26 protein-coding genes are annotated in these 23,906 nt (G+C 70.9%); 7 read left to right on the top strand and 19 right to left on the bottom strand.

The window, feature by feature from the left end; all coding sequences use genetic code 11:
* Positions 1-69 precede the first annotated feature (69 nt).
* A complete protein-coding gene (locus tag LWP59_RS09595) occupies positions 70-1,458 on the bottom strand; it encodes a glycine--tRNA ligase (RefSeq protein WP_144642003.1) in 1,389 nt (462 codons plus the stop codon).
* Between the two features lie 110 nt (positions 1,459-1,568).
* Here LWP59_RS09595 and LWP59_RS09590 point away from each other — a divergent pair, with 110 nt between their 5' ends.
* Together LWP59_RS09590 and LWP59_RS09585 are read left to right on the top strand one after the other, a co-directional pair.
* Entirely contained in the window at positions 1,569-1,961 is a 393-nt protein-coding gene (locus LWP59_RS09590; RefSeq protein WP_229857283.1) for an ArsR/SmtB family transcription factor, read from the top strand.
* Positions 1,958-2,380 (top strand): Fur family transcriptional regulator, encoded by a 423-nt coding sequence (locus tag LWP59_RS09585; protein ID WP_144642004.1) that lies wholly within the window; start codon positions 1,958-1,960, stop codon positions 2,378-2,380. Before LWP59_RS09590 ends, LWP59_RS09585 begins: the two co-directional genes overlap by 4 nt.
* Here the strand turns inward: LWP59_RS09585 and LWP59_RS09580 are convergent.
* From LWP59_RS09580 to LWP59_RS09495, 18 genes are all read right to left on the bottom strand, one after another.
* A complete protein-coding gene (locus LWP59_RS09580) occupies positions 2,368-3,066 on the bottom strand; it encodes a TIGR03943 family putative permease subunit (protein WP_144642005.1) in 699 nt (232 codons plus the stop codon). The genes LWP59_RS09585 and LWP59_RS09580 overlap by 13 nt on opposite strands.
* Positions 3,063-3,383, bottom strand: a complete 321-nt coding sequence (locus LWP59_RS09575; RefSeq protein WP_144642006.1) for a hypothetical protein — start codon at positions 3,381-3,383, stop codon at positions 3,063-3,065. Before LWP59_RS09575 ends, LWP59_RS09580 begins: the two co-directional genes overlap by 4 nt.
* Entirely contained in the window at positions 3,380-4,384 is a 1,005-nt protein-coding gene (locus LWP59_RS09570) for a permease (RefSeq protein WP_229857284.1), read from the bottom strand. Before LWP59_RS09570 ends, LWP59_RS09575 begins: the two co-directional genes overlap by 4 nt.
* A gap of 246 nt (positions 4,385-4,630) precedes the next feature.
* Positions 4,631-5,047: a hypothetical protein gene (locus tag LWP59_RS09565; RefSeq protein ID WP_144642008.1), complete on the bottom strand. Its 417-nt coding sequence runs from the start codon at positions 5,045-5,047 to the stop codon at positions 4,631-4,633.
* Positions 5,044-5,856: an isoprenyl transferase gene (locus tag LWP59_RS09560; RefSeq protein WP_144642009.1), complete on the bottom strand. Its 813-nt coding sequence runs from the start codon at positions 5,854-5,856 to the stop codon at positions 5,044-5,046. The genes LWP59_RS09565 and LWP59_RS09560 overlap by 4 nt, the downstream gene beginning before the upstream one ends.
* Positions 5,857-5,934: 78 nt before the next feature.
* A complete protein-coding gene (gene recO / locus LWP59_RS09555; RefSeq protein ID WP_144642010.1) occupies positions 5,935-6,693 on the bottom strand; it encodes a DNA repair protein RecO in 759 nt (252 codons plus the stop codon).
* A 32-nt stretch (positions 6,694-6,725) separates the two neighbouring features.
* Positions 6,726-7,619, bottom strand: coding sequence for a GTPase Era (gene era / locus LWP59_RS09550; protein WP_144642011.1), 894 nt, complete (start codon positions 7,617-7,619; stop codon positions 6,726-6,728).
* Entirely contained in the window at positions 7,616-7,951 is a 336-nt protein-coding gene (locus tag LWP59_RS09545; protein WP_144642012.1) for a cytidine deaminase, read from the bottom strand. The genes era and LWP59_RS09545 overlap by 4 nt, the downstream gene beginning before the upstream one ends.
* Positions 7,944-9,275: a hemolysin family protein gene (locus LWP59_RS09540; RefSeq protein WP_144642013.1), complete on the bottom strand. Its 1,332-nt coding sequence runs from the start codon at positions 9,273-9,275 to the stop codon at positions 7,944-7,946. The genes LWP59_RS09545 and LWP59_RS09540 overlap by 8 nt, the downstream gene beginning before the upstream one ends.
* Before the next feature lie 3 nt (positions 9,276-9,278).
* Positions 9,279-9,824: an rRNA maturation RNase YbeY gene (gene ybeY, locus LWP59_RS09535; RefSeq protein ID WP_144642014.1), complete on the bottom strand. Its 546-nt coding sequence runs from the start codon at positions 9,822-9,824 to the stop codon at positions 9,279-9,281.
* A 6-nt stretch (positions 9,825-9,830) separates the two neighbouring features.
* Complete coding sequence (locus LWP59_RS09530) at positions 9,831-10,907, bottom strand: PhoH family protein (RefSeq protein ID WP_144642015.1); 1,077 nt, start codon at positions 10,905-10,907, stop codon at positions 9,831-9,833.
* An 89-nt stretch (positions 10,908-10,996) separates the two neighbouring features.
* Positions 10,997-11,353 carry a histidine triad nucleotide-binding protein gene (locus LWP59_RS09525; RefSeq protein WP_144642016.1) on the bottom strand — a complete coding sequence of 119 codons (357 nt, stop codon included), beginning with the start codon at positions 11,351-11,353 and terminating at the stop codon, positions 10,997-10,999.
* 381 nt (positions 11,354-11,734) lie between these two features.
* Positions 11,735-12,487, bottom strand: coding sequence for a 16S rRNA (uracil(1498)-N(3))-methyltransferase (locus LWP59_RS09520; protein ID WP_144642017.1), 753 nt, complete (start codon positions 12,485-12,487; stop codon positions 11,735-11,737).
* Complete coding sequence (gene dnaJ / locus LWP59_RS09515; protein ID WP_144642018.1) at positions 12,487-13,656, bottom strand: molecular chaperone DnaJ; 1,170 nt, start codon at positions 13,654-13,656, stop codon at positions 12,487-12,489. Before dnaJ ends, LWP59_RS09520 begins: the two co-directional genes overlap by 1 nt.
* Before the next feature lie 36 nt (positions 13,657-13,692).
* Positions 13,693-14,718 carry a heat-inducible transcriptional repressor HrcA gene (hrcA, locus tag LWP59_RS09510; RefSeq protein ID WP_144642019.1) on the bottom strand — a complete coding sequence of 342 codons (1,026 nt, stop codon included), beginning with the start codon at positions 14,716-14,718 and terminating at the stop codon, positions 13,693-13,695.
* Between the two features lie 39 nt (positions 14,719-14,757).
* Entirely contained in the window at positions 14,758-15,138 is a 381-nt protein-coding gene (locus LWP59_RS09505; protein ID WP_144642020.1) for an ester cyclase, read from the bottom strand.
* 1 nt (position 15,139) lies between these two features.
* The gene (locus LWP59_RS09500; RefSeq protein ID WP_144642021.1) at positions 15,140-16,624 is read right to left on the bottom strand and encodes a CoA-acylating methylmalonate-semialdehyde dehydrogenase; all 1,485 of its coding nucleotides are present in this window, start codon (positions 16,622-16,624) and stop codon (positions 15,140-15,142) included.
* Positions 16,621-17,922, bottom strand: coding sequence for an aspartate aminotransferase family protein (locus LWP59_RS09495; protein ID WP_144642022.1), 1,302 nt, complete (start codon positions 17,920-17,922; stop codon positions 16,621-16,623). The genes LWP59_RS09500 and LWP59_RS09495 overlap by 4 nt, the downstream gene beginning before the upstream one ends.
* Before the next feature lie 85 nt (positions 17,923-18,007).
* Here LWP59_RS09495 and LWP59_RS09490 point away from each other — a divergent pair, with 85 nt between their 5' ends.
* From LWP59_RS09490 to hydA, 5 genes are all read left to right on the top strand, one after another.
* Positions 18,008-19,597 (top strand): PucR family transcriptional regulator, encoded by a 1,590-nt coding sequence (locus tag LWP59_RS09490; protein WP_144642023.1) that lies wholly within the window; start codon positions 18,008-18,010, stop codon positions 19,595-19,597.
* A gap of 52 nt (positions 19,598-19,649) precedes the next feature.
* Positions 19,650-20,012, top strand: a complete 363-nt coding sequence (locus LWP59_RS09485) for an SSI family serine proteinase inhibitor (protein WP_144642024.1) — start codon at positions 19,650-19,652, stop codon at positions 20,010-20,012.
* A gap of 147 nt (positions 20,013-20,159) precedes the next feature.
* Positions 20,160-21,728, top strand: a complete 1,569-nt coding sequence (locus tag LWP59_RS09480) for an NCS1 family nucleobase:cation symporter-1 (RefSeq protein ID WP_144642025.1) — start codon at positions 20,160-20,162, stop codon at positions 21,726-21,728.
* Positions 21,679-22,521 (top strand): nitrilase-related carbon-nitrogen hydrolase, encoded by an 843-nt coding sequence (locus LWP59_RS09475; RefSeq protein WP_144642026.1) that lies wholly within the window; start codon positions 21,679-21,681, stop codon positions 22,519-22,521. The genes LWP59_RS09480 and LWP59_RS09475 overlap by 50 nt, the downstream gene beginning before the upstream one ends.
* Positions 22,521-23,906, top strand: coding sequence for a dihydropyrimidinase (hydA, locus tag LWP59_RS09470; RefSeq protein WP_144642065.1), 1,386 nt, complete (start codon positions 22,521-22,523; stop codon positions 23,904-23,906). The genes LWP59_RS09475 and hydA overlap by 1 nt, the downstream gene beginning before the upstream one ends.

Raw genomic sequence — 23,906 nt, 5'->3', positions numbered from 1 at the left:
GCCGCTCGTCACGACCTGACCGTGACAGGTGTCAGGGGTGCGCGGCGCTGCCGGGCAGGTGCCGGGACGTCAGCAGCCGAGCAGGCGGCCCGCGAGGTAGGACTCCACCTTGTCCAGTGCCACGCGCTCCTGTGCCATGGTGTCGCGCTCGCGGATGGTCACCGCGTTGTCCTCGAGCGAGTCGAAGTCGACGGTCACGCAGAACGGCGTGCCGATCTCCTCCTGGCGGCGGTAGCGCTTGCCGATCGACCCGGCGTCGTCGAAGTCGACGCTCCAGTTCCTGCGCAGCCGCGCGGCGAGGTCCTTCGCCTTCGGCGTGAGGTCGGCGTTGCGCGAGAGCGGGAGCACGGCGACCTTGTACGGCGCGAGCCGGTAGTCCAGCTTCAGCACGACCCGCTTGTCCACGCCGCCCTTGGCGTTGGGCACCTCGTCCTCGGTGTAGGCGTCGAGCAGGAACGCCATCATCGGGCGGCCCACGCCCGCGGCCGGCTCGATCACGAACGGCCGGTAGCGCTGCCCGGTGGCCTGGTCGAAGTACGACAGGTCGACACCCGAGTGGTTCGAGTGCGTCGTCAGGTCGAAGTCGGTGCGGTTCGCGATGCCCTCGAGCTCACCCCACTCCTGGCCCGAGGAGAACCCGAAGCGATACTCGATGTCCACCGTCCGCTTCGAGTAGTGCGACAGCTTGTCCTTCGGGTGCTCGTAGTGCCGCAGGTTGTCCCGCCGGATGCCCAGGTCGGTGTACCAGTCGGTGCGCAGGTCGATCCAGTACTGGTGCCAGCGCTCGTCCTCGCCCGGCTCGACGAAGTACTCCATCTCCATCTGCTCGAACTCACGCGTGCGGAAGATGAAGTTGCCGGGGGTGATCTCGTTGCGGAAGGACTTGCCGACCTGGCCGATGCCGAACGGCGGCTTCTTGCGGGAGGTGGTCTGCACGTTGAGGAAGTTGACGAAGATGCCCTGCGCGGTCTCCGGGCGCAGGTAGTGCAGGCCCTCGTCGCTCTCCACCGGGCCGAGATAGGTCTTGAGCAACCCGTTGAAGCTGCGGGGCGCGGTGTACTGGCCGCGGGTGCCGCAGTTCGGGCACGGCACGTCGGACAGGTCACCCTCGGCCTGCTCCTTGCCGGTGCGCTCGGCGTACTCCTCCTGCAGGTGGTCCGCCCGGAAGCGGCGGTGGCAGGACAGGCACTCGACCAGCGGGTCGACGAACGCCTCGACGTGCCCGGAGGCCTCCCAGACCTTGCGCGGCAGGATCACCGCCGAGTCCAGGCCGACGACGTCGTCCCGGCTCTGCACCATGGTCTTCCACCACTGGCGCTTGACGTTCTCCTTGAGCTCGACCCCGAGCGGTCCGTAGTCCCACGCCGACCGGGTACCGCCGTAGATCTCCCCGCTGGGGAAGACGAAGCCACGGCGCTTGCACAAGCTGACGACGGTCTCAATCGTGTTGGCGGGCACTCCACGCTCTCCATAGCCGGCGGGATGGTTTCGTCCAGCCTATCCGGCCGCTTCGCGCTCGTGCGGTGGGGCTTGACAGATCGGCGGGCGCCGGGCTACCGCCCACTAGGATGGAAGGACACCCGCACGACAGGCTGGAGATCGACATGCCCACGGCGAGCCAGGTGCCGGACGAGGTGCACGCGGAGGGGCCGGTCAGGCCGGGCACGCCGGTTCCCTCGACCGCGGCGCTGGCCGGGGCCGGGGAGCTGCTGCGGGCGCTCGCCGCGCCGGTGCGGATCGCGATCGTCCTGCAGCTGCGCGACGGCGACCGCTGCGTGCACGAGCTGGTCGACGCGCTCGACGTCGCGCAGCCGCTGATCAGCCAGCACCTGCGGGTGCTCAAGGCCGCCGGAGTCGTGCAGGGCGAGCGGCACGGGCGCGAAGTGGTGTACCGGCTCGTCGACGACCACCTGGCCCATATCGTGGTGGACGCGGTGGCACACGTTCAGGAGGACGCATGAGTAGGGTCGCGCCCGTGCCCGGCCTGCGGTCGACAAGGCAGCGCGCGGCGGTGGTGGAGCTGCTGGCGGAGGTCGACGACTTCCGGTCGGCCCAGGAACTGCACGACGAGCTGCGCAAACGCGGCGACGGCATCGGGCTCACGACGGTCTACCGGACGCTGCAGTCGTTGTCGGAGGCCGGCGAGATCGACGTGCTGCGCACCGACAGCGGCGAGGCGATCTACCGCCGCTGCTCCTCGCACCACCATCACCACCTGGTGTGCCGCCACTGCGGCCGGACGGTCGAGGTGGAGGGGCCGGCCGTGGAACGCTGGGCGGAGAAGATCGCGTCCGGGCACGGGTTCTCGGAGATCACGCACACGGTCGAGATCGTCGGCACCTGCGCCGACTGCGCGGCCCGGGTGGCTCAGTCCTCGTAAGGGTCCCGCGGCTGCGCAATGCGACGCACCGACGCGACCACCAGGTCCGGCGTGTAGCGGTCGGCCCTGGTCGCCGTACCGGGCACGACCTGCCCGGTGACCTCCAGCCAGGTGTCGTCCGGATAGGCCGCGCCCGTGGGACCGGCCAGCCGGACCGTCAGCGGGTACGCGTCGGCGGCACAGCAGGTGATGATCATGCGTGCGAGCAGCACGGAGCCGTGGGAATGCGTGACGAACCCCGTCAGCCGCACCGTGCGGCCGTTGAGTGAACCGCCGGAGTCCCAGCCCGCGCGGGTGACGAGGTCGGTCAGCGACAGCGGCACGACCTCCCCTTGCGGCAACGGCGGGAAGACCGCCTGGCTCTGCGCCGGGGCGCGGGCCTCGGTGCGGGTGACGGAGTCCGAGCCGAGGGCGGGCGGCGCGACGAGGAAGACCGCGAGCACCGGCAGCATCAGCAGCCAGGCGGACCGGGCGAGGTGGTGGTGGCCGTGGCCGTCGTCGGCGTGGTGGGCCCGGATGTCGCGGACGATGGCGACGGCGCCGAGCGCGACCATCACCGCTCCGCCGGCGAGCACCCAGGGCTGCTGGGCCGGCTTGACGTAACGCAGGTAGTCGCCGTTGAGGCCGATCTTGAGCAGGGCACCGCCGAGCAGCACCAGCAGGATGTTCTGCGTCTCGCGCCTCACCGGGCCACCACCGGCGTCCAGTCCGCGGCCGCGGCGACGAACGCGACCGCGCCGCCGAGCGCGAGCAGCATCGCGACGACGCCCAGCCCGATGCCGGCCTTCGCGAGACCGCCGGCCGCCCGGCCGACGAAACCGAAGATCAGCGCGAGCACCGCGGCCCCGAGCACGACGACCCACAACGCCCCGAGCACCAGCGCGACGACGATCGTCAGTGGCGTCGGGTCGCCGGGCTGGATGATCAGCCAGGTCACCCAGGTGGAGACCGCGAACACCACGCCGACCGCGCCCAGGGCCACGGACGCGAGCGCGAGCCTCATCGCGCACCGCCGACCAGCAGCGTGCCGACCACGAGCGCGCAGCACACGGCGACGACGAACGTCACCGGCGCGAACCGCACCGCGAACGAGCGGCCGAAGGTGCCCGCCTGCAGGGCGAACAGCTTGACGTCGATCGCCGGGCCCACCACCAGGAAGACCAGCTTCGGCAGCAGCGGCAACGCCGTCAGCGACGCCGCGACGAACGCGTCCGCCTCGCTGCACAGGGCCAGGACGACCGCCAGCACCGCCAGCACCGCGACGCCGAGCACCAGCTGTCCACCGAGGACGGCGAACCAGGACTGCGGGACCAGGACGTTCAGCGTGGCCGAGATGAAGGCGCCGAGGACGAGGAAACCGCCCGCCTCGACCAGGTCGGTGCGCGCGATCTCGGCGAACGCCTTCCAGCGCCCGCCCCCGGCGTCGGGGAGCCGTTCGAGCGCGCGGGCGACGATCCAGTCGAGCTTGCCCCAACGGGCCCAGAGCAGGCCCATGACCACGGCGGTGGCGAGCGAGCCGAGGAACCGGGCGAGGACCATCTCGGGCCTGCCGGGGAACGCCACGGCTGTCGCGACGAGCACGACGGGGTTCACCGCGGGGGCGGCGAGCAGGAAGGTGAGCGCCGCCGCCGGGGCGACGCCCTGCCCCATCAGCCGCCGGGCTACGGGTACCGAGGCGCACTCGCAGCCGGGGAGCGCGACCCCCGCCAGCCCGGCGACGCCCACCGCCGCGGCGGTACGGCGGGGCAGCGCCCGGCGCAGGACGCGGGCGGGCACGAACGCGGCGATGGCGCCGCTGATCAGCACACCGAGCACGAGGAACGGCAGGGCCTGGACGCAGACGGCGACGAAGATCGTCGAGCCGGTGCGCAGGCCGGGCACGTCGAGGACGTCCTGCAGCCACGACTGGCCCAGGATCGCGGCGAGCAGCACCACGCAGAGCACCTCGACGGAGGTGATCCGGCGGCGGCGCTTCTCGCGCGGGCGCTCGGTGAGGACGTCCACGGGCCCGATGATGCCAGGGGGGACCGACAGTTCCCCGGCCGCCCGCGAGGCACGCCCCCGAAGGTGTGGTGCCGACGAGTTGTGCGGGGAGGTCGCCGCGGTGGGGTGGCTCGGTCCTGCGCCGGGACCTCGAGACCCTGCGCCGGAAACGCGTACCGCAGCGTCAGGTCCAGACCGCCCGCTCGGCCGCGACCAGAAGGTCTGGTGCCGAAGGGTTGTGCGGGCAGGTCGCCGCAGTGGGGTGGCTCAGCCCTGCGGCGGGACCAGCTCGTTCCGCAGCTGCGAAGCCGTCGAGATGACCAGCATCAGCAGGGTGCCCAACGCCGAGACCTCCAGGCCCTGCCCCGGAAACGCGTACCGCAGCGTCAGGTCCAGGCCGCGGTCGGTGTGCGTCACACCGAGAGTGCCGAACAGCCCCTGCCCCGCCCGCTCGGCCGCGGCCGTCGCGACGCCGGGCTTGTCCGGCAGGTCCCACGCCACGACACAGGTCAGGCTCAGCACCGTGAGCCCCTCGGCGAGCTGGGTCGACTGGACGACCCCGGGCACCCCGGCGTGCGAGAACGTCAGCGCGCCGTCGTCGTCGACGTGGACCTCCAGGTAGCGCTCCAGCGCCTCGCGCGCACGCCCCAGCAGCTCCGCGGTGTCCGCGGCTTCAGTCATCATGACGCACCTTTCGCAGCATCGACAGCGGCGCCGAACCGGCGGTCCCGCTTCGCGAACTCCAAGCACGCCGCCCACAGCTGGCGCCGGTCGAAGTCGGGGAACAACGTGTCCTGGAAGACGAACTCCGCGTACGCCGATTGCCACAGCATGAAGTTCGACGTCCGCAGCTCCCCCGACGGCCGCAGGAACAGGTCCACGTCCGGCATCTCGGGCTGGTACAGGTACTTCGCCAGCATCTTCTCGTCGACCTTGGCCGGGTTGATCTTGCCCTCGGCCACGAGCTGCGCGATCCGCCGTGCCGCGTCGCCGATCTCGGCCCGGCCACCGTAGTTCACGCACATCGTCATGTTGAGCAGCGTGTTGTTCTTGGTCTTCTCCTCGGCGGCCTGCAGCTCCTTGATCACGCTGCGCCACAGCTTCGGTGTGCGCCCGGCCCACCGGATCCGCACGCCGATCGACCCGAGGTAGTCCACCTGACGGCGGATCGTGTCCCGGTTGAACCCCATCAGGAAGCGCACTTCTTCGGGGCTGCGCTTCCAGTTCTCGGTCGAGAACGCGTACACCGACAGCCATTTCACGCCGAGCTCGACCGCGCCACTGGCCACGTCGATCATGACGGCCTCGCCACGCTTGTGCCCCTCGATCCGCGGCAGGCCACGCTGGTTGGCCCAGCGGCCGTTGCCGTCCATGACGAGGGCGACGTGGTTGGGCACCAGCTCGGCCGGGATCTCCGGCGGACGCGCCCCGGACGGGTGCGGGTCAGGCGCCCGCAGCGCCGTGGCGGTGTCCTGACGTCCCCTGCGCAGCACCCTGATTCGCCTCCAGTAGTCCGGATTCCGCCGTCCGACAGTACCCACCGCACAGCGGCTGCCCGAACGGACACCCGGCTACGAACCCCCGGTGGTCACCTCTCGTGCGCGCCGCTCCACCAGGGGGAGCGAGCGGAGCTGACGTTCGAGGTGCCACTGCAGGTGGGCGGCGACCAGGCCGCTCGCGTCCCGGCGGGCGCCCTGCACCGAAGCCTCGGCGATGTCCCAGTCACCGTGCAGCAGCGCCTCCAGCAGCACCAGCACCTCCGGCGCGGGATGCACCGACCCCGGCGCCCGGCAGTTGCCGCACATCGACCCGCCCGCCTGCACGCTGAACGCCCGGTGCGGACCGGGCAGGCCGCATCGCGCGCACTCGGCGATGGCCGGCGCCCAGCCCGCGAAGGACATGGCACGCAACAGGAAGGCGTCGAGCACCAGCGATGCGTCCCGCTGCCCGTCCGCGAGCGCGCGCAGCGCCCCGGTGACCAGCAGGTACAGCCGCATCGCCGGCTCGCCCTCCTCGGCCGCGAGCCGGTCGGCCGTCTCGGCGATCGCGCTGGCCGCGGTGTAGCGCTGGTAGTCGCCGACCAGGGGCAGCGCGAAGGCGTCCACGGTCTGCACCTGGGTGATCACGTCGAGCGTGCGGCCGGTGTAGAACTGCACGTCGACGTGGCCGAAGGGTTCCAGCCGCGCACCGAACCGCGAGGTGGTGCGCCGCACGCCCTTGGCCACGGCGCGCACCTTGCCGTGGTGGCGGGTCAGCAGGGTGATGATCCGGTCGGCCTCACCGAGCTTGTGCACCCGCAGCACCACACCGGTGTCGCGATAGAGACTCACCGGGACATCTTCTCATCCCGCACCGACAAAACTCAGAAGCCGAGCCGCCGCAGTTGTTTCGGGTCGCGCTGCCAGTCCTTGGCCACCTTGATGTGCAGGTCGAGGTACACCTTCGTGCCCAGCAGGGCCTCGATGTGCCGCCGCGCCTCCGAACCGACCGTGCGCAGCCGCTCCCCCTTGTGCCCGAGGATGATGCCCTTCTGACTCGGCCGCTCGACGTAGAGGAACGCGTGCACGTCCAGCAGGTCGTCCCGGCCTTCGCGCGGGAGCATCTCCTCGACCGTGACGGCGATCGAGTGCGGCAGCTCGTCCCGTACGCCCTCCAGCGCCGCTTCGCGGATCAGCTCCGCGACGAGCGTCTGCTCGGGCTCGTCGGTCAGGTCGCCGTCGGGGTAGAGCGGCGGGCCCTCGGGCAGCCGCTGCACCAGCAGGTCTTCCAGCTGCTTCACCTGGAAACCGGCGGAAGCGGACACCGGGATCAGCTCCGCGAACTCCATGACCTCCTGCAGCGCGAGGAGCTGGTCGGCGATCTGCTGGCGGTTCGCGAGGTCGGTCTTGGTGACGATGCCGAGCACCGGCGTGCGCTTGGCGATCTTGCGCAGCTCGTTCGCGATGAACTTGTCGCCGGGCCCGACCTTTTCGTTGGCGGGCACGCAGAACCCGACGACGTCCACTTCGGACCACGTCGAGTACACGATGTCGTTGAGCCGCTCGCCGAGCACCGTGCGCGGCCGGTGCAGGCCCGGGGTGTCCACGATGACCAGCTGCGCGTCGTCGCGGTGCACGATGCCGCGGATCGCGTGCCTGGTGGTCTGCGGCTTGCTGGAGGTGATCGCGATCTTGCTGCCGACGAGCGCGTTCGTCAGCGTGGACTTGCCGGCGTTGGGGCGGCCGACGAAACAGGCGAAGCCCGAGCGGTGGTTCACTGCAGGACTTCCTGCACGTCGCCCTTGAGGTCCGCGCGGAAGATCGGCGCGATCTCCGCGAGGTCCCGCACCGCCTGCACCGACGCGCCGTCGACCATCGGCCGGTGCGTCACCACGGCCGCAGCCTCCAGGCCCTCGGCGCCGCTGGAGACCGCCGCGGCGATCGCGGCCTGCAGGGCGGTGACCTGGAACGAGGGCAGCTCCACCGTGGTGGCCGCGTACGTGCGGCCGTCGGTGTCGCGTACCGCGGCGCCCTCGGTGGCCTGGGTGCGCGCCCGCGCCGATCGGGCGAGAATCACGATCTTCTCGTCTTCCGGCCCCAGCTCAGACATCGTCCACGCTCCCGTCACGTTCGTCCTGTTCACCGGTACGCACCCTACGTCCGGCTATCTCCTCGTCCGCCGCGCGCACCACCACGGTCGTGATCCGCATCCTGCCGCGGCGGTCCTTGCCGCCCTCGGCGTGCAGGCGCAGCCCGTCCACCTCGGCCTCCGCGCCCGGCAGCGGCACCCGGCCCAGCCGCTGCGCGAGCAGGCCGCCGACGGTCTCGACGTCGTGGTCCTCCAGCTCGATGCCGAACAGCTCGCCCAGGTCGTCGACCGGCAGCCGCGCGGAGACGCGGACCGACTTGTCGTCGAGGTGCTCGACCGGCGGCCGCTCCTCCAGGTCGGACTCGTCGGTGATCTCGCCGACGATCTCCTCCAGGATGTCCTCGATGGTCAGCAGGCCCGCGGTGCCGCCGTACTCGTCGACCGCGATCGCCATGTGGTTGTGCGACAGCTGCATCTCGCGCAGCAGGTCGTCCAGGCGCTTGGAGTCCGGCACGAAGGTCGCCGGGTACATCAGCTGCGAGACGGGCTTCGCCGACCCGTCGTCCAGCGAGGCGCGCACCAGATCCTTGAGGTTGAGCACGCCGACGATGTCGTCCACGGACTCGTCGATCACCGGGAGCCGGGTGAACCCGGTGCGCAGCGACAACGCGAGCGCCTGCCGCACGGACTTGTCCTGCTCGATCCAGATGACCTCGGTGCGCGGCACCATGACCTCGCGCGCCACGGTGTCGCCCAGCTCGAACACCGAGTGGATCATCTCGCGCTCGGCGGGCTCCACGACGCCGCGCTCCTGCGCCAGGTCGACCAGCTCGCGCAGCTCGATCTCGGAGCTGAACGGGCCTTCGCGGAAGCCCTGACCAGGGGTGATGGCGTTACCGACGATGATCAGCAGCCGGCTGAGCGGGCCCAGCACGGTGCCGAGGACACGCACCGGACCGGCGACGGCGGCGCCCACCCGGTACGGGTGCTGGCGTCCGATCGTGCGCGGGCCGACGCCGATGAGGACGTAGCTGACCACGACCATCACGACGGCGGTGACCACGACCGCGAGCCACTCGGGGTCGATCCAGCGCAGGAACACCACGGTGACCAGCACGGTCGCGGTGAGCTCGCAGATCATCCGCAGCAGGAGCAGCAGGTTGATGTGCCTGCGGCGCTCGGCGACGACGGCGGCGAGCTGGCGGGCGCCGGGACGGCCCATCCGGATCAGGCCGTCGACGCGCGCCGGGGAGACGGTGCTGACGGCGGCGTCCGCCGCGGCGAAGACCCCACCGAGCAGGACCAGCGCGACAGCGAGAACCAGCAATGAGGCGGAGCTCGCCATCGGTTACGCGTCGTCCGCCGTGGCGTCCAGGCCCGCCGCGCCCAGCAGGCGGTCGTCGTTGGTGCGCTGCGCGTCCCGCCGCTTGGCCGCCGACATGGCGGCCTTGAAGTCGGCGAGGATCCGCTTCTGCAGGCCGAACATCTCGCGCTCCTCGGCGGGCTCGGCGTGGTCGTAGCCGAGCAGGTGCAGCACGCCGTGCACGGTGAGCAGGTACAGCTCGTCCATCAGCGAGTGACCGGCCGTGCGGGCCTGGTCCTTCGCGAACGCCGGGCACAGCACGATGTCGCCGAGCAGCGCCGGCGAGACGTCACCGGCGTCGGGGCGGCGGGCGGAGTCCAGCTCGTCCATGGGGAAGGCCATGACGTCGGTGGGCCCCGGCAGGTCCATCCAGCGCACGTGCAGGTCCGACATCACGTCCAGGGTCACCAGCACCACCGACAGTTCGGCGAGCGGGCTGACTTCCATGCGGTCCAGTGCGAATCGGGCGGCGGAGACGATGGACGTCTCGTCCACCGCCGTCCCGGACTCGTTGGCGATCTCGATGCTCATGACTTGTCAGTGACGGCCTTTCCAGCCGTTGTTCGCGGTGTCCTGGACGGCCTGCCACTTCTCGTAGGCGTCCACGATGTCGCCGACCAGCCGGTGCCGGACGACATCTTGGCTGGTCAGGGTGGCGAAGTGCAGGTCGTCGACGCCTTCGAGGATCTCCCGCACGACTCGCAGACCGCTGCGCTGCCCGGTGGGCAGGTCGACCTGGGTGACGTCGCCGGTGACCACGATCTTGGAGTTGAAACCGAGCCGGGTCAGGAACATCTTCATCTGCTCGGGCGTGGTGTTCTGCGCCTCGTCGAGGATGATGAACGCGTCGTTGAGGGTGCGGCCGCGCATGTACGCCAGCGGCGCGATCTCGATGGTGCCGGCCTGGATGAGGCGCGGGATCGAGTCCGGGTCGACCATGTCGTGCAGCGCGTCGTACAGCGGGCGCAGGTACGGGTCGATCTTCTCCGACAGCGTGCCGGGCAGGAAGCCCAGCCGCTCCCCCGCCTCGACCGCCGGGCGGGTCAGGATGATGCGGGTGACCTGCTTGGCCTGCAGCGCCTGCACGGCCTTGGCCATGGCCAGGTACGTCTTGCCGGTGCCGGCGGGGCCGATGCCGAAGACGACGGTGTGCTTGTCGATGGCGTCGACGTAGCGCTTCTGGTTGAGCGTCTTGGGGCGGATGGTGCGCCCGCGCCGGGACAGGATGTCCATGCTCAGCACTTCGGCCGGGGACTCCTTGCCGCCCGCGGAGAGCATGCCTACGGTGCGGCGCACGGTGTCCGGGCCGACCTGCTGCCCCCGTTCGGCGAGGGTGACCAGCTCGGCGAAGACCCGCTCGCCGAAGGCGACGTCGGCCGGGGCACCCGTGAGGGTGACCTCGTTGCCGCGCACGTGCACGTCGGCCTCGAGGAGCTCCTCGGCGACGCGCAGGTTCTCGTCCCGGGAGCCGAGCAGCGTCAGCGTGGCCGTGTCGGGGATCGGGAACCGGGACTGCGCACTCCGCGACATCGGGTTGGCGGTCTCCGTATTGGTCTGTGGGACGTCCCCTGGGACGTCGGATCGGGCGGCTCCACCCTGTGCGGTACCGGCCACGTGCCCTCGGGCCTGCTTTCTGCGCGTTCGCTAGTCGACGGTGTACTCATCCATGATGCTAGCGGCACTGCCCCGCGCGTCGCAGGTGGTTACTCGTGCCGCCCGAACAGACCGAGCTGTTCTCCGCCCAGCACGTGCGCGTGCACGTGGAAGACGGTCTGCCCGGCATCACTGTCCGTATTGAACACAACGCGGTAGCCGGACCCGGTAATTCCCTCGATCTCGGCCACCTTGGCGGCGGTCGCGATCACGTCCGCGAGCAGTTGCGGGTCGGCCGCCGCCAGCTCGGCGACGTTGCGGTAGCGCTTCTTCGGCACCACGAGCACGTGCGTCCGCGCCTGCGGCCGGATGTCGCGGAAGGCGAACGTGGTGTCGTCCTGGTACACCACGTCGGCGGGAATCTCCCCCGCGATGATCCGCTCGAACAACGTCTCGGCGTCACTCATGCCCCGCACCCTATCGCGCCACCACAGGACACCTCCGCATCGAACCGGCACCGCACCGGGGGTCTAGGGGCGAAGCCCCAGCGGGGTCCAGGAGCGGAGCCTCCTGGCGGGGGTTTGGGGGTTCGACCCCCAAGGCGAGGACCGCCGGAGCCTCGAGCGAAACGGGCCGCGGGCGAGTGAGCAGGAGACGCCGGCGACGGCGGTGAAACCTGGGGGTCGTCCCACCGCCGTCCCGGCTCCGCCGGACCGAGGGGGGAGGTGTCCGGCGGGGTCCGCAAACCCGGGAACCGCGGGCCCCAGGTGCTGGTGGTCAGCGTAATGGCTGGGCCGGTCTCAACGCCATATTGCGTCTTGATTTTTCCGGAGAGTGTCAGCCGCGACCTAGTCCCAGCGGTCGGTCCGCGCGCCGAGCGCGCCCAGCGCCACCGCCGCGGCCGTCGACGTGCGCAGCACCGTCGGACCGAGCCGCACCGGGACGGCGCCCGCCGCCTGCAGGGCTGCGAGCTCGGCGTCGGTGATGCCGCCCTCGGGGCCGACGACGAGCAGCAGCTCACCCTCGGCCGGCAGGTCGACGCGGGTGAGCTGCTGCTCCGCCGCGCCTTCGAGGACCAGCGCCAGCGCCGAATCCCGCACCGCCGCCGCGAGGCCGGGCGTGTCAACCGGGTCCTCGACCGGCGGCACCCACGTGCGCCGGGCCTGCTTGGCCGCCGCGCGGGCGGTGGCCTGCCAGCGCGCGAGCGCCTTCGCGCCGCGGGGGCCCTCCTCCCACCGGGCCACGCTGCGTTCCGCCCGCCACGGCAGCACGGCGTCGGCGCCCGCCTCCGTCGCGAGCTCCACCGCCAGCTCACCGCGATCGCCCTTGGCCAGCGCCTGCGCGACCGTCACCCGCAACCGCGGGGCGGGGTCGTGCCGGCGCTGCTCGATCACCACGTCCAGCGCGGGCTCACGGCCGGGGCGCACGGCCTCCACCACGCAGTCCGCCGCCGCGCCGGCGCCGTCGGACAGGGTGAGCCGCTCGCCCGCCCGCATCCGGCGCGCGGTCACCGCATGCCGCGCCTCCTCGCCGTCGAGCACGGCGTGCGAACCCGCCGGCAGCGCCTCGACGAGGAACACCGGCGAGGTCGTGCCGGGCATTACCGGTGGCTCTTGGTGCCGCGCAGCTTCGAGAACAGCCCGCCGGACCGGCCGTTGCTCGCCAGCGTCGGCACCTCTTCGCCGCGCTGCTGCGCCAGCTCCCGCAGCAGCTCACGCTGTGCTTCGTCGAGCCGCGTCGGCACCGTGACGTCGATGTGCACGTGCAGATCACCACGGCCGTCCACGCGTCCGGACGAGCGCAGCCGCGGCATGCCCTTGCCCGTCAGCAGCAGCTCGGCGCCCGGCTGCGTGCCGGGCTCGAGGTCCAGCTCGTACTCGCCGTCGACGAGCGTTTCGAGCTGCACGCTCGCGCCCAGTGCCGCCGTGGTCATCGGGATGCGCAGGTTGCAGTGCAGGTCGTGGCCCTCACGCAGGAACACGTCGTGCGGCTCCTCGTCGACCTCGACGTACAGGTCGCCGGCCGGGCCGCCGCCGGGGCCGACCTCGCCCTGACCGGACAGCCGGATCCGCATCCCGTCGCCGACGCCCGCCGGCACCTTCGCGGTCACGTTGCGGCGGGCACGCACCCGGCCGTCGCCGCCGCACTGGCGGCACGGGTCGGTGATGACCTCGCCGTAGCCGCGGCACACCGGGCACGGCCGGGCCGTGACCACCTGGCCGAGGAACGAGCGCTGCACCGACTGGATCTCGCCCTGGCCGTTGCAGGTGTCGCAGGTCTTGACGGTGCCGCCGGGGGCGGTGCCGTTGCCGCGGCACTGGTCGCACAGGATCGCGGTGTCGACCGTGATCTCCTTGTTGACGCCGGTCGCGCACTCCTCCAGCGTCAGGCTGATCCGGATGAGCGCGTCCGAGCCGGGCTGCACCCGGCTGCGCGGGCCGCGGCCCCGGCCGCCGCCACCGGTGGCGGCGCCGAAGAACGCGTCCATGATGTCGCCGAGGCCACCGAACCCGCCGAACGGGTCCCCTCCGCCGCCACGCGCGCCCGCCCCGTTGTCCAGCGGGTCGCCGCCGAGGTCGACGATCTTGCGCTTCTGCGGGTCGGAGAGGACCTCGTAGGCGGTGGTGACCTCGCCGAACTTGTGCTGCGCGTCCTCGGACGGGTTCACGTCCGGGTGCAGCTCCCGTGCCAGCTTCCGATACGCGCGCTTGATCTCCTGATCGCTCGCGTTCTTGGCCACGCCGAGAATGCCGTAGTAGTCCCTCGCCACCGCTCTCAAGTCCTCCTGGAAAGCCCTGCTCGCCGGCTAGCTGCCGGCCAGGATCTGCCCCACGTAGTTGGCGACCGCGCGCACCGCGGCGATCGTGCCCGGGTAGTCCATCCGGGTCGGCCCGACGATGCCCATGCCGCCCAGGAGCATGTCGTCCTTCCCGTAGCCGATGGACACCACGGAGGTGCTGCGCATCTGCGCGTCCTCATTTTCCTCGCCGATCCGGACGGTGATGGCACCGGGGTTGCGGGCCGCGGCCAGCAGCTTCAGCACCACGACCTGCTCCTCGAGCGCCTCCAGCACCTGGCGCAGCGAACCCGGGAAGTCCGCGACGTTGCGGGTCAGGTTCGCGGTACCGCCGAGGACGAGCCGCTCCTCCGGGTGCTCGACGAGATGTTCGACCAGCACGGTACAGACCCGCACGAGCGCGTCCCGCAGGTCACCCGGCGCCTGGTCGGGCAGCTCGGCGACGCGGGCGGCCGCGTCGGTGAGCCGGCGGCCGGACAGCTTCGTGTTCAGCACGTCGCGGATGCGGCCGACGTGCTCGTCGGTCAGCACGTCGCCGAGGTCGATGGTGCGCTGGTCGACGCGACCGGAGTCGGTGATCACCACGAGCATCAGCCGGGCCGGGGTGAGCGGCACCACCTCGAGGTGCCGCAGGGTCGCGTTCGACATCATCGGGTACTGCACCACCGCGACCTGCCGGGTCAGCTGCGCGAGCAGCCGGACCGAGCGGCGCAGCACGTCGTCGAGGTCGAGGGCGCCGTCGAGGAAGCTGATGATCGCCCGGCGTTCCGCGCTGCTCAGCGGCTTGATGTCGGAGAGCCGGTCGACGAAGAGCCGGTAGCCCTTGTCGGTCGGGATCCGGCCCGCGCTGGTGTGCGGCTGTGTGATGTAGCCCTCCTCCTCGAGGGCTGCCATGTCGTTGCGGACCGTCGCGCTCGACACCCCGAGGTTGTGCCGGTCGACTATCGCCTTGGACCCGACCGGCTCCTGGTTGGAGACGTAGTCGGCGACGATGGCGCGTAGCACTTCGAAGCGTCGCTCGTCCGAGCTGGCCACCCTTCACCTCCGCATCTCGCGGTGCACCTGACACCGAGTTTACGGAAGCTGCCGCCGGAGCGCGTCGAGGTCGCCGAGAACCCACGCGGCGGTCAGCAATCCGGCGCGCGCGGTGAAGAACGCGGCCCCGGCGTACTCGACGCGGCGCCCGTCGCCGCGGACGCCGAGCAGCTCGCCGTGGTGGTGGCCGGAGTAGCGCAGCCGCGCGGCGGCCCTGTCGCCCTCGACGACCAGGTCGGTGATCTCGTTCAGGAAGTCCGGCACCGCCGCGCGGATCCGGTCGCGGTAGGCGCGCCAGCCGTCGTGGCCGCGAACCTCGTCACCGAGGGAGCCGCGGAAGGTGAAGCCCGGGTCCAGCAGCTGAGGCAGCACGGAGTCGTCCCACCGGTTCCACGCCTGGGCGTAGAACCGGCGGACCAGCTCACGTGTTCCGGGGGAAGCCGAGGTTCACCCCACCCTGGCTCGGGTCCGGCCAGCGGCTCGTGACCACCTTCGTGCGGGTGAAGAAGTGGAACCCCTCCGGCCCGTACGCGTGGCTGTCGCCGAACAGGGAGTCCTTCCAGCCGCCGAAGGAGTAGTAGCCGACGGGCACCGGGATGGGCACGTTGAGCCCGACCATGCCGACCTCGACCTCGTTCTGGAACCGCCGCGCCGCCCGGCCGTCGTTGGTGAAGATCGCCGTGCCGTTGCCGTACGCGTTGGCGTTCACCAGCTCCAGCGCGCCGTCGTAGGTCCCGGCGCGCACCACCGACAGCACCGGCCCGAAGATCTCCTCGCGGTACACCGACATCTCCGGCTGCACGCGGTCGAACAGCGTCGGGCCCAGCCAGAAGCCGCCGCCCTCGACGGCGATGTCGCGGCCGTCCACCACCAGCTCCGCGCCTTCGGCGACCCCGGCGTCCACATAGGACTGCACCTTCGCGCGGTGGGCGGCGGTGACCAGCGGCCCCATCTCCGACGACGGGTCGCGCCCGTCGCCGACCTTCAGACCCGCCATCCGCTCGGTGATCTTCGCCACCAGCTCGTCGGCCACCGGCTCGACCGCGACCACGACCGACACCGCCATGCACCGCTCCCCCGCCGAGCCGAAGCCCGCGGACACCGCCGCGTCGGCGGCCAGGTCGAGGTCGGCGTCGGGCAGCACGACCATGTGGTTCTTCGCGCCGCCCAGCGCCTGCACGCGCTTGCCGTGCGAGGTCCCGGTCTCGTAGACGTACCGCGCGATCGGCGTGGAGCCGACGAACGAGACCGCCTGCACGGCCGGATGGGCCAGCAGGCCGTCGACCGCGACCTTGTCCCCGTGCACCACGTTCAGCACGCCGTCGGGCAGGCCCGCCTCCGCGAACAGCTCCGCGATGAACACGGACGCCGACGGGTCCTTCTCGCTCGGCTTGAGCACGACGGTGTTGCCGCAGGCGATCGCGTTCGGCACGAACCACAGCGGCACCATGACCGGGAAGTTGAACGGCGAGATCACCCCGACCACGCCCAGCGGCTGGGCGATCGAGTACACGTCGACCCCGCGGGAGGCGTTCTCACTGAACCCGCCCTTGAGCAGCTGCGGCGCGCCGCACGCGTACTCGACGTTCTCGATCGCGCGCGCGATCTCGCCCGCCGCGTCCGACTCGACCTTGCCGTGCTCGGACGTGATGATCTTCGCCAGCTCGTCCTTGCGCGCGGTCAGCAGCTCGCGGAAGGCGAACAGCACGCGGCTGCGCGCGGCGAGCGACGTGTCCCGCCAGCCGGGGAACGCCCGGGCGGCCGCCGCGACGGCTTCCTCGACCTGCCCGGCACCGGCGAAGTCCACGTGGGCGCGGACTTCGCCGGTGGCGGGGTCGAACACCTCCCCGGTCCGGTCCGCGACCCCGGCCCAGTGCTTGCCGTCGATCCAGTGCGAGATCCTCACTTCGTCCCCTCCTGCGCGGCGGCGATGGACGCGCCCAGAATTTCCAGCGCCTCGTCCGCTTCTTCGCCGGTGAGCGTCATCGGTGGCGCGAGCCTGATGACATTGTTGTGCAGCCCGCCCTTGCCGACGAGCAGACCGCGCTCGCGCGTCTCCTCCAGCACCGCGGCGGCGTTCGGGGGGCTCGGGTCCTTGCCACCGGACTCGACGAGCTCCACCCCGATCATCAGCCCCTTGCCGCGCACGTCGCCGACGATGTCGTAGCGCTCGCCGAGGTCGCGCAGCCCGGCGATCAGGTGGTTGCCGAGCTTCGCCGCGTTGCCCTGCAGGTCGTTGTCGAGCAGGTAGTCCAAAGTCGCCTTGGCACCCGCCGTCGAGACCGGGTTGCCGCCGAAGGTGGAGATCGAGTTCGCGGTGATCGAGTCCATCACGTCGCCCCGCGCGACGACGCCGCCGATCGCCAGCCCGTTGCCGAGCCCCTTGGCGAAGGTCATCGCGTCCGGGGTCACCCCGTGCGCCTGGATGCCCCAGAAGTGCTCGCCCGTGCGGCCCCAGCCGGTCTGGACCTCGTCGGAGATCAGCAGGATCCCGTACTCGTCGAGGACTTCCTTGAACGCGGCGAACAACCCGTCCGGCGGCACGTTGAACCCGCCGACACCCTGGATCGGCTCGGCGATCAGCGCGGCCACGTCGCCGGACGTCGTCGTCTGCAGCACGTCACGCAGGTCTTCGGTGCAGGCCTTGATGTAGTCGGCGTCGGACAGGCTCCCGAACGCGTCGCGATAGCGGTAGCCGCCGTGCACGTAGCTGACCTTCACCGGCGAGAGCGAGCTGGCCGACCAGCCGCGGTTGCCGGTGATGCCGATCGTCGCGAACGCGCGGCCGTGGTAGGAGTTGCGCATCGCCAGTACCTGGTTGCTGCGCCGGTACTGGGTCGCGAGCATCAGCGCGGTCTCGTTGGCCTCGGTGCCGGAGTTGGTGAAGAACACCTTCGCGTCCGGGATCCCGGACAGCTCGGCGATCTGCTCGGCGAGCTCGACCTGTTTGCGGATCAGGTACAGCGTCGAGGTGTGCAGCACGCCGGTGTCCAGCTGCGCGCGGATCGCGTCGGAGATCTCGGCGACGTCGTAGCCGATGGCGTTGGTCAGGATGCCGGCGAAGAAGTCGAGGTAGGTCCGGCCTTCGGCGTCGGTGACCCGCCTGCCCTGTGCGCGGACGATCTCGATGGGCTCCTGGTAGTACAGCGCCAGCCAGTTCGGCAGGACAGCGCGGTGCCGGGCCGCCAACTCCGATTCGCTCATGTCACCGAGTCTCCATGAGCCCAGGCGGCGGCGGACACGAGCAATGTGTACGGAGAACGCAATCCGCCCGTACAGTCTGTGTCCTATGTACCCGACCGTCGCCGACGTGCTCGCGCTGCCGGTGGTGCGCCACGGCCGCCCCCGGGTCGTGGCGGGCGCCGACGGCCTGGACACCCGGGTGCGCTGGGTGCACGTCGCCGAGGTCGCCGACATCGGGCACCTGCTCAAGGGCGGCGAACTGGTCCTCACCACGGGCATCGCGCTGCCGGACGACCCGGCCGCGCTGGCCAAGTACGTCGACGGCCTCGCCGAGGCCGGAGTCGCGGGGCTGGTCGTGGAGCTGGTGCGGCACTGGAGCGACGCGCTGCCCCCGGCCCTGGTCGCCGCCGCCGACCGCGACGGCCTCCCGCTGATCACGCTGTCGCGCGAGACGCGGTACGTCACGGTGACGGAGACGGTGAACGGGCTCATCGTGGACGCCCAGGTGGCGGAGCTGCGCGCGGCCGAGCAGGTGCACCAGGTGTTCACCGAGCTGACGGTGTCCGGCGCGGACCCGGCCGACGTGCTGCGCGAGGTGGTCCGGATGACCGAGCGGCCGGCGGTGCTGGAGACCCTGTCGCACGAGGTCCTCGCCTACGACGCCGCCGGCGCCGACCCCGGTGAGCTGCTGGGGGGATGGCTCTCGCGCTCGCGATCGGTGCACGTCGGCGAGCGCACGGCGTACGCGGCGGAGGCCGGCTGGCTGATCACGATCGTCGGCGCACGCGGGCACGACTGGGGGCGGCTGATCGTCGTGTCGGACGAGCAGCCGCCGCACCGGCACGTCGTGGTCGTCGAACGGGCCGCGTCGGCGCTGGCCGTGCACCGGCTCGTCGCCCGCGACAGCGACAGCCTCGAACGGCAGGCGCACCGGGCGGTCCTCGGCGAGCTGCTGGCCTCGCCGCTGCCGTCGGCCGAACTGCTGGCCCGCGCGTCCGCGCTCGGCGTGCCGCTGCCAGGGCGGCAACTGGTCGGCGTCGCGATCCGGCCGCTGCTGACCGCGGCGAAGCAGCCGAGTGTGTCCGCGTCCGCGGTGCTGCGCGAGCTGGCCGAGACGGTGTCGCTGGCGGCCCGGCGGGCGAAGGTGTCCGCACTCGTCGCGGTGGTCGACGAGCTGAGCGTGCGGGCGCTGCTCTCCCTGTCGCCCCAGGCGAACGTGGACGCCGTGCTGGAGCGGCTGGCGGGCGAGATCCGGCAGCCGCGGGTGGTCGCGGCGGGCACGACGGTCAGCAGCCCGGCACACGCGCAGCGCAGCCTGATCGAGGCCGCACAGGTCGCGGCGGCCGCGCTGCACGCCGGTTCCGGCCGCGCGGTGCACCGGCTGGAGGACGTGCGACTACGCGGTCTGCTACACCTGCTCGCGGACGACGAGCGGGTGCGTGCGTTCGCCGCGCGGGAGCTGGGGCCGCTGCTGTCGCGAGACGCCGCGTCGGGCACCCGGCTGCTGCAGGCGCTGCGGCACTACTGCGAGCAGGGCGGCAACAAGTCCGCCGCCGCGGCCGCCGCGCACACCTCGCGTACCGCGTACTACCAGCAGCTCGCCCGGATCGAGCAGGTGCTGGGCGTCCCGCTGGAGGACCCGGAGTCGATGCTGTCCCTCTATGTCGCACTGCTCGCCCACGATCTCGGCGAATAGTTCACTCGGTCGTGTAGGCGTGGGTCAAGGAGAAACCGCCGATACCCCCGATATGCCTCTTTCCACTTTCGCGGCCGTCGCCACCCTGCTCGCCGTCGCCGCGCCCGCCCACCACGACTCCTCGCTGACCCTGACGCTGCGCGACGACGCCGGCCGGATCGCCTCGGTCACCCTCGACTGCGGGCCGGCGGGCGGGAGCCACCCGCAGCACGACCGCGCGTGCCAAACCCTCGACTCGGTCGACGGGGACTTCGACCGGCTGCCGCAGGAGCAGCTGCTCTGTCCGATGATCTACGCCCCGGTCACGGCGACCGCCACCGGGCACTGGCACGCGCGCCCGGTCGGCTTCTCCCGCAGCTACCCGAACCAGTGCTCGGCGAACGCCGGGACCGCGAGCGTTTTCGATTTCTCCTAGGTGTTTCGGATTCATGAACTGAGTGCTACGGGACAGCGCACAGCACCGGCCCGCGCCGGGCGCAATCGACAGAATGCGCGCGGGCGCGGGCAACGGTGAACACTCTGTAAGTGCCCTCCGCCAGTGCCGGGCGCGCAATATTCCGCAATGGCACCCGCGCAGATCACCCACCCCGACGGCCGGGTGGATCTCAGCGACACCGCGCCGATCCGGGGCAGCCGGTTCTACAACGACGAGCTGGCTCCCGTCCCGGTGGGAAAGCGAACCTGGACCACCTACAACTATTTCGCGCTGTGGATGGGGATGGCGCACAACATCCCGTCCTACGCGCTGGCCTCCTCCCTGATCGCGCTCGGCATGAACTGGCTGCAGGCGCTCATCACGATCACCTTCGGCAATCTGATCGTGCTGATCCCGATGCTCGCCAACAGCCACGCCGGCACCAAGTACGGCATCCCGTTCCCGGTGTTCGCGCGTGCCTTCTACGGAATTCGCGGGGCGAATTTCGCCGCGCTGCTGCGTGCGTTCATCGCGTGCGGCTGGTTCGGCATCCAGACCTGGGTCGGCGGCGAGGCGATCTACATCCTGGTCGGCAAGCTGGCAGGCGACGGCTGGCGGAACGCGGCCGAGATCGGCGGGCAGCACTGGACGCTGTGGGTGTCGTTCGCGGTGTTCTGGATCGTGCAGATGCTGATCATCTGGCGCGGGATGGATGCGGTCCGCCGGTTCGAGAACTGGACCGCCCCGCTGGTGTCGGTCGGCTTCCTGATCCTGCTGGGCTACGTGCTGGTGAAGGCGGGCGGGCTGGGCCCGATCCTGGCCGAGCCCGCGAAGCTGGGCTGGGGCGGCGGGTTCTGGAAGGTGTTCGCGCCGTCGCTGATGGCGATGATCGCGTTCTGGTCGACGCTGTCGCTCAACATGCCGGACTTCACCCGCTTCGGCGGCAGCCAGGCCAAGCAGGTGCGCGGGCAGCTGCTCGGGCTGCCCACGACGATGACGTTCATCTCCGTGGTCGCGATCCTGACCACCTCGGGCGGCAGCCTGCTCTACGGCGAGACGATCTGGGACCCGGCGCAGCTGGCCGACCGGTTCTCCAGCCCCGTGCTGGTGGTCGTCGCGCTGATCGCCCTGGTGCTCGCGACGATCTCGGCGAACCTCGCGGCGAACGTGGTGAGCCCGTCCTACGACTTCTCCAACGCCTTCCCCAAGCGCATCACCTTCGCGGTCGGCGGGCTGATCACCGGCGTGATCGGCGTGCTCATCCAGCCGTGGAAGCTCTACTCCGACCCGAGCATCTACATCTTCGCCTGGCTCGGCTTCTACGGCGGGGTCCTGGGCGCGGTCGCCGGTGTGCTCGTCGCCGGGTACTGGGTGCAGCGGCGCCGCAGGCTGGACCTGGCCGGGCTGTACACGCAAGGCGGCCGGTACTGGTTCCGCGCGGGCTGGAGCTGGCAGGCGGTGGTCGCGACCGTCGTCGGCGGGGTGCTCGCGGTCGGCGGCGCCTACACCGCACCCGGGTCGGGCGGGCCGTTCCCCGCGGACGGGCTCATCCCGTTCCTCAAGCCCCTCTACGACTACAGCTGGATCGCCGGACTGGTCGGCGGCTTCGTGGTCTACCTCGCGCTGACCCTGCCGGGTCGCGCGTCCGAAGAGAAGGAGGAAGTCAGTGAGCAACCTGGTCAGGGCCGCCTTGGTGCAGCAGCGGTGGACGGGTGACAAGGACTCGATGATCGCCGGCGCCGTCGAGGCGATCGGTGCCGCCGCCTCGCAGGGCGCGCAGGTGGTGTGCCTGCAGGAACTGTTCTACGGCCCGTACTTCTGCCAGGTGCAGGACGCCGACTACTACTCCTACACCGAGGGCATCCCGGACGGGCCGACCACCAAGCTCATGCAGGAGGTGGCCGAGCGGCACGGGATCGTGATCGTCGCGCCGATGTACGAGCAGGAGCAGCCGGGGGTCTACTACAACACCGCGGCGGTGATCGACGCCGACGGGAAGTACCTCGGCAAGTACCGGAAGAACCACATCCCGCAGGTGAAGGGCTTCTGGGAGAAGTTCTACTTCCGGCCCGGCAACACCGGCTATCCGATCTTCGACACCGCGGTCGGCCGGATCGGCGTCTACATCTGCTACGACCGGCACTTCCCCGAGGGCTGGCGGGCGCTGGGCCTGGCCGGAGCGAAGATCGTGTTCAACCCGTCCGCGACGAGCCGTGGCCTGTCGCAGTACCTGTGGCGGCTCGAGCAGCCCGCGGCGGCGGTGGCGAACGAGTACTACGTCGGCGCGATCAACCGCGTCGGCATAGAACCGTTGGGGGAAAACGACTTCTACGGTCAGACGTACTTCGTCGACCCGCGCGGCGAGCTGGTCGGGGACGCGGCATCGGACGAGAAGGACGAGGTCGTCGTGCGTGACCTCGACATGGACAGGCTCGCCGAGGTCCGGGACCTGTGGGCGTTCTACCGGGACCGCCGTCCCGACTCCTACGACTCGATCGTGGCGCCGTGATGCGCACTCTCATCAAGGGCGGGACGGTGCTGTCCCCCACCGGCGGGACTTCCGCGGACGTGCTGATCGAGGACGAGCGCGTGGTGGCCGTCACCGCGCCGGGAGTGTTCGACAACGCGGACACCGTGCTCGACGCGACCGGGAAGTACGTCATGCCGGGCGGGATCGACGCCCACACGCACATGGAGATGCCCTTCGGCGGCACGTTCTCCGCCGACACGTTCGAGACCGGCACCACGGCCGCGGCCTGGGGCGGGACCACGACGATCATCGACTTCGCCGTGCAGGCCAAGGGCACCTCGCTGGTGTCCACACTGGACAAGTGGCACGAGAAGGCCGACGGCAACTGCGCGATCGACTACGGTTTCCACATGATCGTCTCCGACGTCAACGACAGCACGCTCAAGGAGATGGGGACGTGCATCGACGCCGGGGTGTCGAGCTTCAAGATGTTCATGGCCTATCCCGGGGTGTTCTACTCGACCGACGGCGAGATCCTGCGGGCGATGCAGAAGGCCACCGAGACCGGCTCGACCATCATGATGCACGCGGAGAACGGCATCGCGATCGACGAGCTGGTGGCGCAGTCCTTGGCCGCGGGCAAGGGCGACCCGGTGCAGCACGGGCTGACCCGTCCGTCCATTCTGGAGGGTGAGGCGACCTCGCGGGCCATCGCGCTGGCGAAGGTGACCGGTTCGCCGCTCTACATCGTGCACCTGTCGGCCGCGGAAGCGCTTTCCGCGGTGGCCGAGGCACGCAACGAGGGCCAGAACGTGTTCGCCGAGACGTGCCCGCAGTATCTGTACCTGTCCATCGAGGACCTGGCGAAGCCGGACTTCGAGGGCGCGAAGTACGTCGCTTCTCCCCCGTTGCGGGAGAAGAAGCACCAGGCGGACCTGTGGCGCGGACTGCGCACGAACGACCTGTCCGTGGTCTCGACCGACCACTGCCCGTTCTGCTTCAAGGACCAGAAGGAGCTCGGCCGCGGCGACTTCTCCAAGATCCCCAACGGGATGCCGGGCGTGGAGCACCGGATGGACCTGCTGCACCAGGGCGTCGTGGCCGGTGAGATCTCGCTGGGCCGGTGGGTCGAGGCCTGCTCGACGACACCGGCGCGGATGTTCGGGCTGTACCCGCGCAAGGGTGTCATCGCGCCGGGTTCGGACGCGGACATCGTGATCTACGACCCGGCCGCGCGGCAGACCCTGTCGGCGGAAACGCACCACATGGCCGTGGACTACTCGGCGTACGAGGGCTTCGAGATCACCGGCAAGGTCGAGACCGTGTTGTCCCGCGGAAAGGTGGTCGTGTCGTCCGGGACCTTCAGCGCCGGGACCGGGCACGGGGAGTTCCTGCCGCGCGAGCTGTGTCAATATCTGAACTGA

The sequence above is a fragment of the Amycolatopsis acidiphila genome (assembly GCF_021391495.1).
Taxonomy (GTDB): Bacteria; Actinomycetota; Actinomycetes; order Mycobacteriales; family Pseudonocardiaceae; genus Amycolatopsis_E; species Amycolatopsis_E acidiphila.
The sequence above is the reverse complement of the archived record's forward strand: the minus strand, read 5'-3'. Positions and strand labels throughout refer to the sequence as shown.